Raw genomic sequence first — 16,538 nt, 5'->3', positions numbered from 1 at the left:
TTTTTGCCAATAACTAATATGATACATGAAAACCATTCATTTTGCTTACTTTTGTTAGTTTTTCTTTTTTAATATTTGAAATGCGCGCAAATTGAGAAATATTTTTGGGTAATTCAGCACAAAATTGATTGACTCGGTTTAATTCAGCTTGTAAAGTAATTGTGACTGTTCCGTCATTGTTATTACGAACATTGCCAGTCATTTCCATTTTTTGCGCAAGATTTAAAACACTCCAACGAAAACCCACGCCCTGGACAATACCTGAAACGGTTAGTTGCCAAGTTTCTCTTAAATCATTGGTCGGATTGCTTTTTCTTTTATTCTTGTGCTTGTTAAAAAATCCCATAATAATCCTTCCTAGTCCTGCTTTCTTGATTTTAACATTTTATCAGCTTGAAATTAAAATAATATATTGATAAAGATGAAAGAAGAGATTTAGATGTCTGAACAAATAAGTTCCGTAAATAATAAGCTAATAAAAAATTTAACTAAATTAAAACAAAAAAAATATCGACAAGAAAATGGCTTATATATGATTGAAGGCTTTCACTTGGTTACAGAGGCTTTCAAAGCCAAAAAAAGCCACGAGTATCTTTTAGGGACTGAGGAAGCTTTAGCTGAGATCAAAGATATTTTTCCCCAACTAGTGACCAGCAAAAAAACCGTCATAATCAATTTGTCCGTTGCTCACCATCTTGCAAGTACAAAAAATTCTCAAAATATTTTCATGGTATTAAAAATTGGTCAACCGCAAAACTACCATTTTGATTTTGGTAAGTGGGTATTGTTAGATCATCTGGCAGATCCTGGAAATGTGGGAACAATCATTAGAACTGCAGATGCAGCGGGATTTAATGGTGTTGTTTTATCCCCTGAAAGTGTTGACATCTATAATCCCAAAACTCAGCGCGCAATGCAGGGCAGTCAATTCCATATCAATGTAATTACGGAAAGCTTGTTAACAGTTATAAAAGAAATGCAAGATAATACCATACCAATTTATTCAAGTATGTTAGATAAAAACGCCAAGGAATTACCAGAATTTAAAAAAGTACCGCAAGTTGGTATTGTTATTGGTAACGAAGCACATGGCGTTACTTCAGAGGTAGCAGAAATCTGTGATCAGAAACTATATATTCCCATCAAAGGTCAAGCCGAATCTTTAAACGCTGCTGTGGCTGCAGGCATCATTATTTACTATTTCTCTTAACTCTTAATGCTTGTTTTTAGTAAGTATATTTAATATAATAAAAGGCGAAACAGACACTTTCTTGTGGGAGGGACAGTATCATGCCTCAAGGTATTAAGGACAAAAATTGTGCTGGTTGTGGTGCTCCTAATTATGAGTACTGTAAACATTTTATTAACGCATTTAAAATTATTGGTAAAAAGTGGAACGGTTTAATTATTAGTTCACTCTGTGCCGGAGATTATATGCGCTTTAAAGACTTAGCACAATGCGTGTTGCCTTGCTCTGACCGTGTTTTAGTTGAAAGATTAAAAGAATTAGAAAAAGAAGATATTGTTAACCGTTCAGTTGATGGTAAAACAAAGATTATTTCTTACAGTCTGACACAAAAGGGTGAAGAATTAAAGCCCGTTTTTGATCAAATTCATGGTTGGGCCGATAAATGGGTCTAATTTGTCTAATCCTCTTGCATGTTTTTTAAAAAAGATATATTCTATTAACTAATTACAAAGAGTAAGACTAGTAGCAGCGATCATTTAGTCAGAGAGACCTTTTTATTGAGCTGAAAGAAAGGTTTAAACGGAACTGTGAATTTCATCTTACTAGTAGAATCTAATCCATTCCGGTATTCACCGTTATCGAAACATGAGTGTGGGCTTTCTGAGTCCAAACTAGGGTGGTACCGCGAAGCTTCGTCCCTTTAGGGATGAAGCTTTTTTGTTTGATTTGAAAGGAAAAGTTTTATGGACTTATTTGACAGGTTAAAAGAACTGCGTGAAAAAGGTCTTGATGAGATCGATAAGGCTAAAAATGAAGAAAAGTTAAATGACGTTCGCGTTAAATTAACTGGTCGTAAAAGTGAATTGACAACCATTCTTCATTCCATGAAAGATATTGATCCCAGTGATCGCCGTGAAGTTGGACAAAGAGTTAATAAACTGCGTGATCTTTTTAACAATAAGCTTGATGATGCTAAAACTGAGATTGTAGAGGCCTTAGTCGAAGAGCAGCTGGAAAAAGAAAAAATAGATGTCACTTTACCTGGACGGGAAATGCACTTAGGTGCCAAGCATCCCATCAATATTATTTTGGATGACCTTGAAAAATATTTTATTGGTATGGGTTATAAAGTAGTACAAGGACCAGAAATTGAAACAGACCACTACTGCTTTGAAATGATGAATTTACCAAAAGATCACCCGGCAAGAGACATGCAAGAAACCTTTTATATAGATGCTGAAGATTTATTACGTTCTCAGACTTCTGGAGACCAAGCTCGTGTATTAGAAAAACATGACTTTGCCAAGGGTCCTTTAAAGATGGTAGGACCAGGTAAAGTGTATCGCCGTGATGACGATGATGCTACTCACTCACATCAGTTTATGCAAATGGAAGGTCTGGTAGTTGATAAAAATATTACAATGGGTGATTTAAAGGGAACTTTAGAGTTAATGGCTAAGCATATTTTCGGTCAAGATCGTGAAACCCGATTGCGTCCCAGCTACTTTCCTTTTACTGAGCCATCAGTTGAAATGGATGTTTCCTGCTTTAATTGCAATGGCAAAGGCTGCTCCATTTGTAAATATACTGGTTGGATAGAAGTTTTAGGTGCTGGAATGGTTCACCCCAACGTTTTGCAAAATGCTGGAGTTGATCCTAATGTTTATGGCGGTTTTGCCTTTGGCGTGGGATTAGATCGTTTTGCCATTCTTAAATATGGTATAGATGATATCCGTGATTTCTATACTAATGATGTCCGTTTCTTAGAACAATTCAGCAGGGAGGAAAGATAAATGCTAGTTTCATACAATTGGTTAAAAGATTTTATTGAGTTAGACCAAGATCCCAAGGATTTAGCTGAAAAGATAACACGTACAGGTGTTGAAATAGCTGAAGTCAAACATCCTGAAGAAGGTATGAAAAAAATGGTTGTGGGCCATATTATTGACTGTGAACCTGTTGCTGGTACTCATCTAAATTTAACTCATGTTGATGTTGGTGAAAGTGAGACTCATCAAATTGTTTGTGGTGCACCAAATGTTGCCGCAGGAGAAGATGTAGTGGTGGCTTTACCTGGAGCCAGGATTGCCAATAATGTAAAAATTAAAAAAAGTAAATTACGTGGAATTGAATCAAATGGAATGATTTGCGGTTTACAGGAAATAGGATTTCCTGATAATGTCGTCCCTGAAAAATATGCCAATGGTATTTATGTTTTTCCGCAAGATGCAGACTTAAAACCGGGGCAATCAGCCTTTGAACCTCTAGGAATGGATGACTATATTTTTGACTTTGACATTACTCCTAATCGCGCTGATACGTTATCAATGGAAGGCTCAGCTTATGAGGTTGGTGCTATTATTGACACACCTGTCAGAGTTGAAGACATAACTCTCAAAGAAGATGGTCCGGACTGGACCCAAGATTTTACAGTAGATGTTGATCCTGAGCTTGCACCTAAGTTCTATTTACGCAAAATCAGTAATGTGAAAATAGGGGACAGCCCGCTTTGGCTTCAAAGGCGGCTTTGGAATGCCGGCATTAGACCCATTAATAATGTTGTTGACGTAACAAATTATATTATGCTTTTAACCGGCCAGCCAATGCACAGCTACGATGCTCGTGCTTTTAAAACAAATAAGTTAGTGGTTAGAAAAGCTAATAAGAACGAGAAATTGACACTTTTAAACAATAAAGAAGTTGATCTTGATCCTAATGACATTGTTATAACAAATGGTGAAGAAGTTGTGATGATGGCCGGAGTTATGGGCGGTCTTAATTCTGAAATTGAAGCTGATACTACTGATGTTTTGTTAGAGTCTGCTATTTTTGATCCAACCTTAATTAGAAAAGCGGCTCTGCGTCACGCTAACAGGACAGAAGCTTCTAGTCGTTATGAAAAAGGCGTTAACTGGGATGCGACGACAAAAGCATTAGATATGGCTGCCTTTTTATTACGTAACGATGCTTCAGGAAAAATAAATGAGGGTGTGATTACGGGAAGTTCTGAAAAAAGGCAACCAATACAAATTAAAACAACTATTTCTTACATAAATAAAGTTTTGGGTACCGATATTTCTTCATCAGAAATTGCTACAATTTTTTCCCGCTTGAATTTCAAGGCAGAAATTAATAGTGATGACTTAACTGTTGATGTTCCTGCAAGGCGTTGGGATATTTCTATTCCGGCTGATTTGGTTGAAGAAGTTGGGCGCTTATATGGCTATGACAATATCAAGTCTACACAATCAGTTTTAGCTGAGACCCATGGAGGCTATTCCAAGACTGAAGAAACAATCAGGCATATTAAAGATATTGTTCGTGGTCAAGGACTAATAGAAGCAATTTCATATTCATTAACATCACCTGAAAAAGCAATTGCTTTTACAAAAGAACCCAAGAAACTTGTTAAAGTGCAAATGCCTTTGAATTCAAGTCGATCAACTCTAAGGCAAAATTTAATGACAGGCTTGGTTGATGCTGCTGGTTACAATATGGCTCGTAAACAAAATCAACTGGCAATTTTTGAGCAAGGACGCGTCTATGATTTCGACAATAATACCTATAATGAACATGAGCATTTGGCTACACTTTATACTGGTAACGCTTTCTTTGAAAATTGGCAACACGATAATGAAAAAATTGATTTTTTCTTTGTTAAAGGTCAACTGACAAATTTATTTTTAGCAATGGGCATTGATTTAAATGATGTTGAATATAAAGCTGAAATAATAATGGCTATGCACCCTACAAGAACAGCTGGTATTTATATTAAAGGCAATTATGTGGGTATGATTGGAATGATTGGTCGCCCAGTAACTGAAACCAGCAAAACAATGAAAGGAAATGAGATCTACGGCTATGAATTAGATCTTGATATTATCGTGCCACTAATATTGAACCCGCAAACAACTGCACAAACTGCACCAAAATTCCCTGCGATTGAGCGTGATCTTTCTATCCTAGTAGATCAAGATGTTACTAATCAAACAGTTGAAGATGTTATCAAAGCAAATGGCGGCAAGTACCTTCATGCTTTGCGTATCATTGATGTATATCGTGGGTCTCATATTGCCGATGATAAAAAGAGCTTCGCATATCGTCTAACGTTTTTAAATGAAAATGATACATTAACTGATTCAGTTGTTAACGAGGCAGTGAATTCTATTGATTCAAGTCTCACAAAGCAGCTTAAAGCAGAAATACGCTAATGGTTGACATTAATCGTTAAAGTAATATCATAGATCTTTGCAAAAAGAAATTTAACTTTAAGGAGTGGAAATTTAATGCCTGAAAAATCTTATCCGATGACTGCTGAAGGAAAAGAAAAACTGGAAGCAGAATTAAAAAATCTAAAAGTCGTGAAACGCCCTGAAGTGATTGAAAGAATTAAGGTCGCCCGTTCATACGGTGACTTGTCTGAAAACTCTGAATATGACGCTGCCAAAGACGAACAGAGCCATTTAGAAGATCGTATTAGCGTTGTTGAAGAAATGCTTAAATATGCTCATGTGGTTGACGCTAACTCTAGCGATCCAGATGAAGTTGCAGTGGGTAAAACAGTAACTTATACGGAAGTTGGTGAAGATGAACCAGAAACCTATACTATCGTTGGTAGCGATGAATCAGATCCGATGAATGGTAAAATTTCTAATGATTCGCCAATTGCCCAAGCAATTTTAGGCAAGAAAAAAGGCGAAACAGTAACTATATCAACACCTGGTGGTAAATTTGATGTAGTGATCAATAAAGTAGAGGAATAGTTAGCAGTCTTTACAAAAATGTTTTACTATTTTCGATAAAAAAGACCAGAGCATATACGTTTTCTTAAAATGAAAAACGTAAAGTTCTGGTCTTTTTTGTGGCAGATTTAGTGACTGGTGAAATAGCGGTAATCTTTGCTTCTATCAAAGATTACTCCGCGTGCATTCTCACCGTTAGAAATTGAAAACTGTGCGTCTGGATATTTTTCCCGAACTTTATCTTCAAGAAAATCTCGCAGCATGTGATTGTTAGCTAGTACAGACCCGGTTAATGCAATTTTCATTGGTTTAGGGTTTTCATAACGATTCATGCCAATAATAATATCACGCGCAAGAAGTTCTGCTTGCTCCTTAATTACCTTTAATGCAAAAGGATTGCCGTTATCGGCTAATTGAGCTACATTCACTGCCATAGAAGCAAAGTCAGCGTTTGCTGTTTTATAAAATTTAGCAGTAGCGTCGTTGAGGTTGTCAACATTGAACAATTTATTGAACATAGGAATTAGTTCATTTTCTTCTCGTTTGTCCCAACTAAGCAGAGCTGATTTCAAGGCAGACAGAGCAATGGCATATCCGGATCCTTCATCACCTAAAATGGAGCCATATCCACCCGTTGTGATAATTCTGCCATTTTGCAAACCATTAAAAACAGAACCAGTTCCTGCAATTACTAAACCACCATCTTCACCTTCAAGACCATTATAAAGAGCTAAAAGGGAATCAGTAATTGCTCTAGTCGGTAAGTTATTAGCTTTTGCCGAAATTTCAGCTGCTATTTCCGGAGCATGACCAATCACAGATAAGCCAGCTATTCCGCATAAAATACGTTGGCAATCACCATCGATTTCATCAATTAACTTGTTTATAGCATTGGTAATATTGGTTATTGCATTGTCATAATTTGTATTTACCTGACCTGGTCCAGCTTTAGCACGTGCCAGTTCCTGACCTTCTAAGTCATAAGCAATTGCTATAGTATGGGTTCCGCCAGCGTCAACTCCAATTTGAAATTTAAGTGTCATAGTTTGGTCTTCTTTCTATAATTTTTATCCCACCAATATTTTATTACAAATGAATAACTAACAGAAGATTTTTTCATAAAGTGTTTATAACTAGTTTATTGCTTGTCATTTACACGTTATCTATTAAAGTTTTTTCAAAACGTTAACATCTCGATAGATTTGTTATCTAGTTTTTGCTAAAATTACACTAGTTTAGTGAGGATGAGTCTAATTGAATTTTTTTAAGAAAAAACTGAAGACGAAAAATAATAATTCCAAAAAACAGGCTTCTACTCCAATTAGGATGAAGATAATTTTGGGAATTATTTTTGTCCTTTTTGCTACATTAATTGGGCAACTGGCTTATTTGCAAATTGGCTATGGTTCACGCTTCAAGGCTGAAGTGCAAAAATCTAATTCTGCTGTAGTTTCTAGTCAGGTTCCTCGCGGAGTGATGTATGACAGCAAGGGACGTGTATTGGTTGGAAATAAAGCTAAAAATGCTATTACTTATACCAAAAGTGTTTCTACTACGAGTGAAGACATTTATGCAATTTCAAATTCTCTTAGTCAATATATTACAATTAAAGATGAAAAACCGACACAGCAGCAAGTAATTGATTACTATTTGGCTAATAAAAAAAATAGTGCTAAAGAAGCTGCTAAAGTTCCTAAATCTGTCAGAGAAACTCAGGATGATAATTTAATTAATAAAAGAATCCAAGAGCAGGTTGGTTCTGAACATGTTAAATTAAGTGCACGTGAGAAAACAGCGGCTTTAATTTACAACAAGATTTCTGGAGCCTATACTCTTTCTACAATTTATATAAAAAATAATCATCTGACAGACAAAGAAATTGCGGAAGTAGGCGAGCATCTTTCTGATTTGCCCGGTGTAGGCATTGGTACTGACTGGCAACGTTCTTATCCTAATGGTTCATCAATTCGCAGCATTATTGGTTCCGTATCAACTGAAAAAGCCGGCTTGCCTAGTGATAATTTACAATATTATTTAACTAACGGCTATTCCAGGAATGATCGAGTCGGTACATCATATTTAGAAGAAAAATATGAGCCACTGCTTAAAGGAACGAAAGCAACAAGTAAAGTTTGGACTAAAAATTCAGGCGATATTGAACAATCGAAATCGGTTTATTCTGGTCAAGCTGGTGCAAGTTTGGTTTTAACGCTTGATGCTAAATATCAAAAAGAGGTTCAAAGTTCATTAGAAAATATCTATGCGTCAGCTGTTGGTTCAGGAGCGGCTCGCTATTCAAATGGAGCTTATGCTGTTGCCATGAATCCCAAAACTGGTGCGATTTTGGCTATTGCTGGTATTAGTCGTGACCCAAAGAAGAATAAAACTACTAATAACGCATTAGGGGTAATTAATCAGTCTTTTGTAATGGGGTCAGCTGTTAAAGGCGCAATGGTAGGTGGAGGATTGATTAATAAGGTAATCACTCCCACAAATAATGTAATGCCCGATACACCGGTTTACTTGCCCAGTACTCCTGTTAAAAAGTCTGTTTATCCAATAGGTACTTTTGGAGCCCTTGATGCAGAAACGGCACTTGAAGTTTCAAGTAATATTTACATGATGCATTTAGCAATGAAATGGGTTAAAGCTTCATATGTTCCTAAAACAAAAATTTATATGCCACAAACGGCGTTTGAACCTTTACGACATAATTTTAATATGTTTGGATTAGGTCAAAAAACTGGCATTGACTTACCGGGAGAAATTTCCGGAATTCAGGGCAAATCATTTAATGATCAAGGATTGGTTCTTTCGGGTTCTGTGTTAGACCTGTCTTATGGTAACTATGATGCTTATACTTTAATTCAAATGGTTCAGTACGTTTCTACGATTGCAAATGGTGGCTATAGAATGCAGCCTTATGTGGTGCAGTCAATTGGACGAACTTCAAATAATGGCAAAAAAGTTTATGTAGATTATAATAAAAAACCAGAAGTTCAGTTACGTATACCCTGGACATCAGATGAGCTGAATATTGTCAAACAAGGTTTTTGGCGCGTTGTTCATGGTACAAATTCTTGGGGTACAGCGCATAAACTAAAAAATGTAAAGCCTTCTATTTCCGGCAAATCGGGAACTGCTCAAACATTTTATTACGATCCTGATAATACTAACCAAAAAAATCCACCTGAGCTAGTTAATGCTACTTTTGTTGGCTATGCGCCATCAAATAATCCTGAAATAGCAACAGCGGTAATATTTCCAGGACTTGATCCCGAACTCGAAGGTTCCTACACTCTGCAAATGACTAAAGCGATGGTACAGGACTACTTCAAATTACATAAAAAATAGAATTTTGTGAATATTACTGGTAATAATAATGGAAAAATGCTAAGATAATACAGTCAGAATAAAAGCGTAGGTGGTGAAAGAAATGGCAGATAACATCATTTTGGAATGCACCGAATGTGGCGATAGAAGTTACTTATCTAAGAAAAACAAGCGTAAGCATCCGGAACGTTTAAGTTTGAAGAAGTATTGCCCAGTTGAAAGACATACTACTCTTCATCGTGAAACTAAGTAATTAACCAATATGGCAGGAGCCTATGCTCCTGCTATTTTTTATATGGAAGAATCATGACAAAAGCAAAAAAAGAAATTAGAAAACAACAAGTAGAAAAACTAAGTAGTTTTGCGGAAACATCTCAAAAAAGTACTGAAGATCAAATTCTGCTCAAAAATATTATGAATTCTGAACTCCTTGACAAATGCCAAAGCATTGGGATAACTTCTTCTCTTACTTATGAGGTAGATACTTCAGGCCTAATTGCTCAGCTATGGGATCAAGGAAAAGATGTTTTTTTAGCACGGGCTAATGATAACAGTGAACGTTCACAAGATTTTATTTATTATAGTTATATGACCAAGTTAACTAAGTCTAAATTTGGTGTTGAAGAAGTAAGTGAACCTGACGCTCAGATCAATAATGATCTGGACTTAATTATTGTGCCTGGACTGGCTTTTGCTTTAGACTCACATCAACGTTTGGGCTTTGGCGGAGGCTATTATGATCGTTTTTTGGCAAAACATCCTAGTTCAAAGACAGTAGCCTTGGTCAATTCAAAGATGATTTTTGAAACTGCAGCTTGGAAAATAGAATCTACTGATGTTCCAATTCAAACAATTATCACTCCTGAATCAATTTTATCGAAATAATTGAGGCTATTATGAACCAGCGACAAAACCTGAAAAATTGTTATATAACTGTCAGTATATTGGTTGTTCTTTTTTTGGTTTTTTTAATTGAAACTGCAATAGGTGGCTCCGAAAACATCTATGTTCTAATGAAATTAGGAGCTATGAAAAATGATGCTATCGTTATAGGTAATCAATGGTGGCGCCTGTTTACTGCACAATTTTTGCATATTGGAATTATGCACTTAATATCAAATGCAGTGATGATCTATTATCTGGGAGTTTATATGGAAACAATAATAGGTCATTGGCGCTTTTTAGCTATCTATTTGCTTTCAGGCATCGGCGGAAACCTCTTAAGCCTAGCTTGGGGAAACGATAACGCTATTAGTGCTGGTGCTTCAACTGCTTTATTTGGTCTTTTTGGAGCAATGACAGCTATTGCATTGCAAAATCGTGCGAACCCTATTCTTGTTTATCTCGGCAGACAATCATTTTGGCTGGCATTGATTAATATAGGCCTTGACCTTTTTGCTCCTAATATCGATATCCCAGGACATATTGGCGGTTTTATAACCGGATTTTTAATTGCTGTGATTTTGGGTGAAAGAAACTTAAGAAAGTATTCAATGAAAATGCGTGTTGTTGCAGTATGTGCTCTAATAATTTATTGTGTGGCAGCTGTCAGAATGGGTATGGTAATCAGTTTATAATGAAAACTTTGTATGATGTGCAACAACTTTTGGAAAAATACGGCATTTTTGTCCATGTCGGCAAGAGAATTTGGGACATTGAACTGATGGCTCTTGAACTAGATAACATCAACCGTTCACATTTAATCGATAAACATGATTATTTAGTTGCAAAAATAATACTGCGGCGAGAATACGAATATGAAGAACGCAGAAATGGCAATAAGCCTGGCTCTTAAGCTATATTAAGAGTATATTGTTTTTAGAAACTTTTAGTAGGAGAAATACAATTTATGTCAACTTTTTTATTTATTCTAGATGCAGTTTTAATTATAATAATTTTAGCCTTTGTGGCAGTCTGGTTATGGAATAAAATACAGACTAAGCGCTTGGGCGGTGGAGACTTGTCCAACGATGAATTTAATAAGGGAATGCGTAAAGCACAGGTAGTAGATTTACGTGAAAAAGAACCTTTCAAAAGAAAACATATTGATGGCGCCAGAAACTTACCTTATACAATGCTTAAGTATCAATATACTGAATTAAGGTCTGATCTTCCGGTTTATTTATACTCCGATTCTTTATCAGTTACTTTACGTGCTGCCAGATTTTTACAGAAAAAAAACTTTTCTTCTATCAAATGGTTAAAAAATGGCTTTGATGAATGGAACGGACGTACTAAAAAATCCAAATATTGATTAGAAAACATGTTTGTTGATTTTTCAAACGTGTTTTTTCTATATTATTAATTGAATGAGGAAAAAGATGCAGAAAGTTCTGGCAATCATTGGCCCAACCGCAATTGGAAAGACTTCCTTGGCAATTCAGCTCGCTCAAAAAGTAAAAGCTGAAATAATTTCGGGTGATTCAATGCAGGTCTATAAAGAAGTGGCAATTGGAACAGCTAAAGCAACTCCAACCGAGCAAAAGACGATTCGACATTACCTTGTTGATACTCAATCAGTTTTTGAGCCCTATTCCGTGATAGATTTTATTGATCAGGCTGAGAAAGCCATTGAGCAAATCGCTGCCAAAGGTAAGCTGCCACTTTTAGTAGGTGGTACCGGTTTTTATGTCAATGCACTTTTAAACAAAATGCAATTAGGAGAACCAACTCGCCAAAAATCAGTGATTACAGATAAATGGGAAAAATTTTTGCAGGAACAGGGGAAAAATAAATTATGGGCAGAATTAGCTAAGCGAGATCCAGATGCTGCTCAAAAAATTCCTTTAAATAATACCCGACGCGTTTTAAGGGCACTAACAGTTATAGAGCGTACGGGGAAAAAGTTTTCTCAACAGCAAAAAACCATTGAAGCAAGATATGATTACCTCATCATTGGACTCAATTCTGACCGTCCTATAATTTATCGTAGGATCAATGAGCGTGTTGATCAAATGATGGAACAAGGCTTGCTTGAAGAAGCAAAATTTGTTTATCAAAATCGTGCTCAAGAATATACAATCCTGCAGGCTATTGGTTATAAAGAGTTTTTTCCTTATTTTGCAAAACAAAATAACCTTGAAAATTGCGTTTCAAATTTAAAAACAGCTTCAAGAAGATATGCTAAGAGGCAGCTGACGTATTTTCGCCACCAATTACCTGTTACTTGGTTTGATCCGCTTAAAGATCCGAATTGTTTAAATAAAATTACACAGAAAGTTGAGGAATGGTTAAATGAATGATTGGCCAGAAAAATTAAATAAATTAGTAGCTGAAACAGACAAGCAAATAGCACCCCAATTAGCAAAAATTGATCAAAATATCTTATTTAATCAAAATAAAGTGTTACAGGCATTCAAAGATAAAGCCGTTGCTGAATCTGATTTAATTGGTAGTACTGGCTACGGGTCTGATGACAGTGGTAGAGATAAGCTAGATCGTATTTACGCCCAAATTTTTAACACTGAAGATGCCTTAGTCCGTTCACAGTTTGTTTCTGGTACCCATACTTTAGCCACTGCAATGGCAGGAAATTTGCTGCCGGGTGATGAACTAACCTATTTAACTGGGATGCCTTATGATACCTTGCAACAGGTGATTGGAATTGCTGGCAACGGTCGTGGCAGCTTGAAACAATATGGCATTAAGTTTTCTTATGTTGATTTGTTGTCTGACGGCAGTGTTGATTTTGCTTCTGCACGAAAATTGTTGGCAGAACATCAGCCTAAAATGGTAGTTATCCAGCGTTCACGAGGCTATAATACAAGACCAAGCTTTACAGTGGCAAAAATCAAGCCAATGATTGCAATGATTAGGGAAGTTTCACCTAAGAGCATTGTCTTTGTTGATAATTGCTATGGAGAATTTTCTGAGCAACATGAACCTACTGAATATGGTGTGGACATAATGGCTGGTTCTTTAATTAAGAATGCTGGTGGTGGCTTAGCAAAAATAGGTGGCTATGTTGTTGGCAAACATGAATTAATTGAAAATACTGCGGCAAAGCTTACGGCCGGTGGCATAGGTCGCGAAGAAGGAGCCAGCTTAAACAATAATCTTGATTATTTTGAGGGACTTTTTGTATCACCAAGTGTGACTGGTAATGCCATTAAAGGTGCAGTTTATGCCTCGGCATTATTAGAAAAGATGGGCTTAGAGGTTTCACCAAAATGGAATGAAGATCGAACTGACTTAATTCAAACAGTAATTTTCCATGATAAGGACAAAATGATCAGATTTGCCAAAACTTTACAGAAAAACTCACCGATTAATTCATTTGTCGATCCTATTCCAAGTAATGACACTGGTTATGAAGATCAAGTAATTATGGCTGACGGCTCATTCATTGAAGGAGCAAGCATCGAATTTTCAGGAGATGGTCCAATTAGACCACCGTATGCTTTATATATGCAAGGCGGTCTGACTTATGCCCATGTGAAAATAGCGATTACAAATGCAGTCAATGAATTATTTTTTCAGAAATAATCAAAGATATTTATAAATGTAAAGTAAAAGTTTGGTAAAGTTTTGCTATTTTTTGTTAGACCACTTTACAAGGTTTTAATCATTTGCTAATCTTAAGTCTAGTTTTAAACCAGAAAAAATTATTTGGTTTAGACTGTACCAATTATTGTATGATTTTTTAGGTGGAGAAGCATGACAAAGAAAATTTCAGCAGATGACATAAGGAAAAGTGTCAAAGAAGAAGATGTCAGATTTATTAGGCTGGCTTTTACAGACATTAACGGGACATTGAAAGCAGTTGAAGTCCCTAATAGCCAGTTAGACAAAGTCTTAAGCAATGATGTCCGGTTTGATGGTTCTTCAATTGATGGATTCGTGCGTTTGGAAGAGAGTGATATGGTATTATATCCTGATTTTTCCACTTGGTCCGTTTTGCCATGGAGTGATAAGACTGGGGGCAAAATCGGCTGCTTAACCTGTTCTGTTCATACTACAGATGGCAAGCCTTTTGCAGGCGATCCTCGTAATAATCTTGAAAGAATCATTGGTCAAATGAAGGATATGGGTTTCACTGCATTTGATATTGGGTTTGAGGCTGAATTTCATTTGCTCAAACTTGATAGTGACGGAAATTGGACAACTCAAGTTCCAGATCATGCATCTTATTTTGATCTCACTTCTAATGACGAAAGTGCCAGTTGCCGCCGAGATATTGTTGAAACTTTGGAAAGCATTGGCTTTGAAGTGGAAGCTGCTCACCACGAAGTTGGTGACGGCCAACAAGAAATTGACTTTAGATTTGACGACGCTTTGTCAACAGCCGATCGTGTGCAAACTTTTAAGATGATTGTGCGTGAGATAGCTAAAAGACATGGGTTATTTGCTACATTTATGGCTAAGCCCTTGCAAGGTCAAGCTGGCAACGGAATGCATACCAACATGTCTTTATTCAAAGGTAATAAAAATGCATTTTATGATAAAAATAATAAATATCATTTATCCAAAACTGCTTTGTACTTTTTAAATGGCATTTTGGAGCATGCACGAGCAATTACGGCAGTTGGAAATCCAACTGTTAACTCATATAAGCGCTTAATCCCCGGTTTTGAGGCACCAGTATATATTTCTTGGGCTTCAAAGAATCGTTCACCTATGGTTAGGGTACCTTCTGCAGGGGAATTAAATACTCGTCTTGAAATGCGTTCTGCTGATCCTACAGCTAACCCTTATTTACTTTTAGCCGCATGTTTAAGTGCAGGGATGGCTGGAATTAAGGAAGAAAAGATGCCTATGGACCCAGTCACCTGCAACTTATTTGATTTAAGTGAAGAACAACTTAATGAAATGGGAATCAAACCTCTTCCTTCTACATTGCACAATGCATTAAAAGCTTTTAAGAAAGATAAATTAATTCAAAATGCTTTAGGAGAACATTTAACTCAGAGCTTTATTGATTCTAAAGAGTTAGAATGGTCGCAATACACTCAAACTGTTTCTGTTTGGGAAAGAAATCGTTATATGGGCTACTAAAACAATTTGTTTTATGATAAGAGTAAAATTTAAAAACTGTAAATTTTTGATAAGGAAATAATGTAAAGTCTGATAAAGAGCGGACAGATTTATTTTTCTTGTACGTAACCAATAATTATAATGTCAAGCTACACATTAGCTTGACTTTTTTTATTTTAGAAAAATTTTAACCGTACGAATTAATTTTACTATTTAAAAGGACTAACTATATTTTATTTGATAACAAATTATAGATACTTATTAAGTGTTGCTATGTAATTGTTTTTTCATTTTATTGCTAAAATAATATAAATAAAATATGAGTTAATAACATATACGTTTTTTTGTGTGCACTTTCAAAAATAAATAACTTTATTTAAATTGTTTTAATTAAATATAATATTATTAACGTTATTTATAATAAAAATATATGCAATTAAACTTTATAAAATATACTTTGCTTTTTTATAACTATTCACATTAATAGTATTATTTGTTATTTAAATATTATGTGAGTGCTGTTATAACCTTTTGCAATAAAAACTTATTTTTAAAATTAAATAATTTATTGACATTTATGACTACATTTACTAGGATTATATTATCTAATAAATTTAACCATATATTAGACATAGTTTCAGAGAGGTAGTGTTATTTTAAATAATTTAGGTTATTTGAATTAAAAAATTTAATTAATAGTTTAAGAAAGGAAATGTTATATAATAAAAAAAGCTACTTCAATTTAGTGATCAATTGAATTTGCTTTCCGCGATGAAAAGTTATGAATAAATTTACAAGGTATTTCATCATGCTAAAGATTATATTTATTCTTAACGCAGAAAATTAGTAGCGAGAAAAATTAAATATGGTAAATTCAACTCACTACTAAAATTAATAATATTAAAGAAAGAAATTTACTGTTGTGAAATTTTTACCTTCAATGAAGTAAAAAGATAACAAGCATGTAGATTTAATTATAAAATTTCTATGAATAAACATCTTAAAATCACATATACACTAGCTTAAAGGTTGTACTGAACTCTCATACAACCTTTTTTGGCCAAATCATATAACTTTAAAAGGAATGTCTAATATTATGCAAATAACTCTTAGTCACATATAATTGCATGTTTTAACTTAATGAAGTTAACCCTCGAGATTGGACAAAAATCCATTGAAGTGCTCCATAATAGTTAGACATTAATCTGACTATTAGGAGCACTTTTTTCATGACTAAATATTCAACTACTTTGAAAATGGAAATTTGCAGTAAATACTTATCCCACCAAACCTCTTTAGCT

General features: G+C 35.2%; 16 protein-coding genes and 1 other annotated feature. Of the genes, 14 read left to right on the top strand and 2 right to left on the bottom strand.

Annotation, left to right across the window (positions count from 1 at the left end; genetic code table 11):
• Positions 1 to 13: 13 nt before the first annotated feature.
• Positions 14 to 346, bottom strand: a complete 333-nt coding sequence (locus tag ERK18_RS07720) for an acylphosphatase (RefSeq protein WP_187154977.1) — start codon at positions 344 to 346, stop codon at positions 14 to 16.
• A 93-nt stretch (positions 347 to 439) separates the two neighbouring features.
• Between ERK18_RS07720 and ERK18_RS07715 the strand changes: the two genes are divergently transcribed.
• The 5 genes from ERK18_RS07715 (at position 440) to greA (ending at position 5,952) form a co-directional block, all read left to right on the top strand.
• Entirely contained in the window at positions 440 to 1,210 is a 771-nt protein-coding gene (locus ERK18_RS07715; RefSeq protein ID WP_187154976.1) for a TrmH family RNA methyltransferase, read from the top strand.
• Positions 1,211 to 1,290: 80 nt separating this feature from the next.
• Positions 1,291 to 1,641 carry a winged helix-turn-helix transcriptional regulator gene (locus ERK18_RS07710; RefSeq protein ID WP_046332312.1) on the top strand — a complete coding sequence of 117 codons (351 nt, stop codon included), beginning with the start codon at positions 1,291 to 1,293 and terminating at the stop codon, positions 1,639 to 1,641.
• A 48-nt stretch (positions 1,642 to 1,689) separates the two neighbouring features.
• Positions 1,690 to 1,892 (top strand) — a binding site (T-box leader).
• 40 nt (positions 1,893 to 1,932) lie between these two features.
• Positions 1,933 to 2,982 (top strand): phenylalanine--tRNA ligase subunit alpha, encoded by a 1,050-nt coding sequence (pheS, locus tag ERK18_RS07705; protein ID WP_187154975.1) that lies wholly within the window; start codon positions 1,933 to 1,935, stop codon positions 2,980 to 2,982.
• The gene (gene pheT / locus ERK18_RS07700) at positions 2,983 to 5,400 is read left to right on the top strand and encodes a phenylalanine--tRNA ligase subunit beta (protein WP_187154974.1); all 2,418 of its coding nucleotides are present in this window, start codon (positions 2,983 to 2,985) and stop codon (positions 5,398 to 5,400) included. It begins immediately after the preceding gene.
• Positions 5,401 to 5,475: 75 nt separating this feature from the next.
• A complete protein-coding gene (greA, locus tag ERK18_RS07695; protein ID WP_034980198.1) occupies positions 5,476 to 5,952 on the top strand; it encodes a transcription elongation factor GreA in 477 nt (158 codons plus the stop codon).
• Between the two features lie 107 nt (positions 5,953 to 6,059).
• On the opposite strand, the gene ERK18_RS07690 is transcribed toward greA, so the two are convergent.
• Positions 6,060 to 6,974 (bottom strand): N-acetylglucosamine kinase, encoded by a 915-nt coding sequence (locus tag ERK18_RS07690; protein ID WP_187154973.1) that lies wholly within the window; start codon positions 6,972 to 6,974, stop codon positions 6,060 to 6,062.
• Between the two features lie 283 nt (positions 6,975 to 7,257).
• Between ERK18_RS07690 and ERK18_RS07685 the strand changes: the two genes are divergently transcribed.
• The 9 genes from ERK18_RS07685 (at position 7,258) to glnA (ending at position 15,258) form a co-directional block, all read left to right on the top strand.
• On the top strand, positions 7,258 to 9,285 hold the full coding sequence (locus ERK18_RS07685; protein WP_390885865.1) for a peptidoglycan D,D-transpeptidase FtsI family protein: 2,028 nt from the start codon (positions 7,258 to 7,260) through the stop codon (positions 9,283 to 9,285).
• Between the two features lie 82 nt (positions 9,286 to 9,367).
• Entirely contained in the window at positions 9,368 to 9,517 is a 150-nt protein-coding gene (rpmG, locus tag ERK18_RS07680; RefSeq protein ID WP_081945351.1) for a 50S ribosomal protein L33, read from the top strand.
• Positions 9,518 to 9,570: 53 nt separating this feature from the next.
• Positions 9,571 to 10,149, top strand: coding sequence for a 5-formyltetrahydrofolate cyclo-ligase (locus ERK18_RS07675; RefSeq protein WP_187154971.1), 579 nt, complete (start codon positions 9,571 to 9,573; stop codon positions 10,147 to 10,149).
• 11 nt (positions 10,150 to 10,160) lie between these two features.
• Positions 10,161 to 10,841 (top strand): rhomboid family intramembrane serine protease, encoded by a 681-nt coding sequence (locus ERK18_RS07670; protein WP_187154970.1) that lies wholly within the window; start codon positions 10,161 to 10,163, stop codon positions 10,839 to 10,841.
• Complete coding sequence (locus ERK18_RS07665; RefSeq protein ID WP_187154969.1) at positions 10,841 to 11,059, top strand: YqgQ family protein; 219 nt, start codon at positions 10,841 to 10,843, stop codon at positions 11,057 to 11,059. Before ERK18_RS07670 ends, ERK18_RS07665 begins: the two co-directional genes overlap by 1 nt.
• Positions 11,060 to 11,113: 54 nt before the next feature.
• On the top strand, positions 11,114 to 11,518 hold the full coding sequence (locus ERK18_RS07660; RefSeq protein ID WP_187154968.1) for a rhodanese-like domain-containing protein: 405 nt from the start codon (positions 11,114 to 11,116) through the stop codon (positions 11,516 to 11,518).
• 67 nt (positions 11,519 to 11,585) lie between these two features.
• Positions 11,586 to 12,506, top strand: coding sequence for a tRNA (adenosine(37)-N6)-dimethylallyltransferase MiaA (gene miaA / locus ERK18_RS07655; protein ID WP_187154967.1), 921 nt, complete (start codon positions 11,586 to 11,588; stop codon positions 12,504 to 12,506).
• Complete coding sequence (locus tag ERK18_RS07650; RefSeq protein ID WP_187154966.1) at positions 12,499 to 13,749, top strand: methionine gamma-lyase family protein; 1,251 nt, start codon at positions 12,499 to 12,501, stop codon at positions 13,747 to 13,749. The genes miaA and ERK18_RS07650 overlap by 8 nt, the downstream gene beginning before the upstream one ends.
• Positions 13,750 to 13,920: 171 nt before the next feature.
• Positions 13,921 to 15,258 (top strand): type I glutamate--ammonia ligase, encoded by a 1,338-nt coding sequence (glnA, locus tag ERK18_RS07645; protein ID WP_187154965.1) that lies wholly within the window; start codon positions 13,921 to 13,923, stop codon positions 15,256 to 15,258.
• Positions 15,259 to 16,538 lie beyond the last annotated feature (1,280 nt).

The sequence above is a fragment of the Lactobacillus kimbladii genome, from assembly GCF_014323605.1.
Taxonomy (GTDB): Bacteria; Bacillota; Bacilli; order Lactobacillales; family Lactobacillaceae; genus Lactobacillus; species Lactobacillus kimbladii_B.
This window is presented reverse-complemented; position numbering and strand designations above follow the sequence as displayed.

Coding starts and splice junctions, on each gene's coding strand:
- ERK18_RS07710 (WP_046332312.1), top strand. CDS start 1,291: ATGCCTCAAGGTATTAAGGACAAAAATTGTGCTGGTTGTGGTGCTCCT.
- rpmG (WP_081945351.1), top strand. CDS start 9,368: ATGGCAGATAACATCATTTTGGAATGCACCGAATGTGGCGATAGAAGT.
- glnA (WP_187154965.1), top strand. CDS start 13,921: ATGACAAAGAAAATTTCAGCAGATGACATAAGGAAAAGTGTCAAAGAA.
- pheT (WP_187154974.1), top strand. CDS start 2,983: ATGCTAGTTTCATACAATTGGTTAAAAGATTTTATTGAGTTAGACCAA.
- ERK18_RS07690 (WP_187154973.1), bottom strand. CDS start 6,974: ATGACACTTAAATTTCAAATTGGAGTTGACGCTGGCGGAACCCATACT.
- ERK18_RS07675 (WP_187154971.1), top strand. CDS start 9,571: ATGACAAAAGCAAAAAAAGAAATTAGAAAACAACAAGTAGAAAAACTA.
- ERK18_RS07720 (WP_187154977.1), bottom strand. CDS start 346: ATGGGATTTTTTAACAAGCACAAGAATAAAAGAAAAAGCAATCCGACC.
- ERK18_RS07685 (WP_390885865.1), top strand. CDS start 7,258: ATGAAGATAATTTTGGGAATTATTTTTGTCCTTTTTGCTACATTAATT.
- ERK18_RS07650 (WP_187154966.1), top strand. CDS start 12,499: ATGAATGATTGGCCAGAAAAATTAAATAAATTAGTAGCTGAAACAGAC.
- miaA (WP_187154967.1), top strand. CDS start 11,586: ATGCAGAAAGTTCTGGCAATCATTGGCCCAACCGCAATTGGAAAGACT.
- ERK18_RS07715 (WP_187154976.1), top strand. CDS start 440: ATGTCTGAACAAATAAGTTCCGTAAATAATAAGCTAATAAAAAATTTA.
- pheS (WP_187154975.1), top strand. CDS start 1,933: ATGGACTTATTTGACAGGTTAAAAGAACTGCGTGAAAAAGGTCTTGAT.
- ERK18_RS07665 (WP_187154969.1), top strand. CDS start 10,841: ATGAAAACTTTGTATGATGTGCAACAACTTTTGGAAAAATACGGCATT.
- greA (WP_034980198.1), top strand. CDS start 5,476: ATGCCTGAAAAATCTTATCCGATGACTGCTGAAGGAAAAGAAAAACTG.
- ERK18_RS07660 (WP_187154968.1), top strand. CDS start 11,114: ATGTCAACTTTTTTATTTATTCTAGATGCAGTTTTAATTATAATAATT.
- ERK18_RS07670 (WP_187154970.1), top strand. CDS start 10,161: ATGAACCAGCGACAAAACCTGAAAAATTGTTATATAACTGTCAGTATA.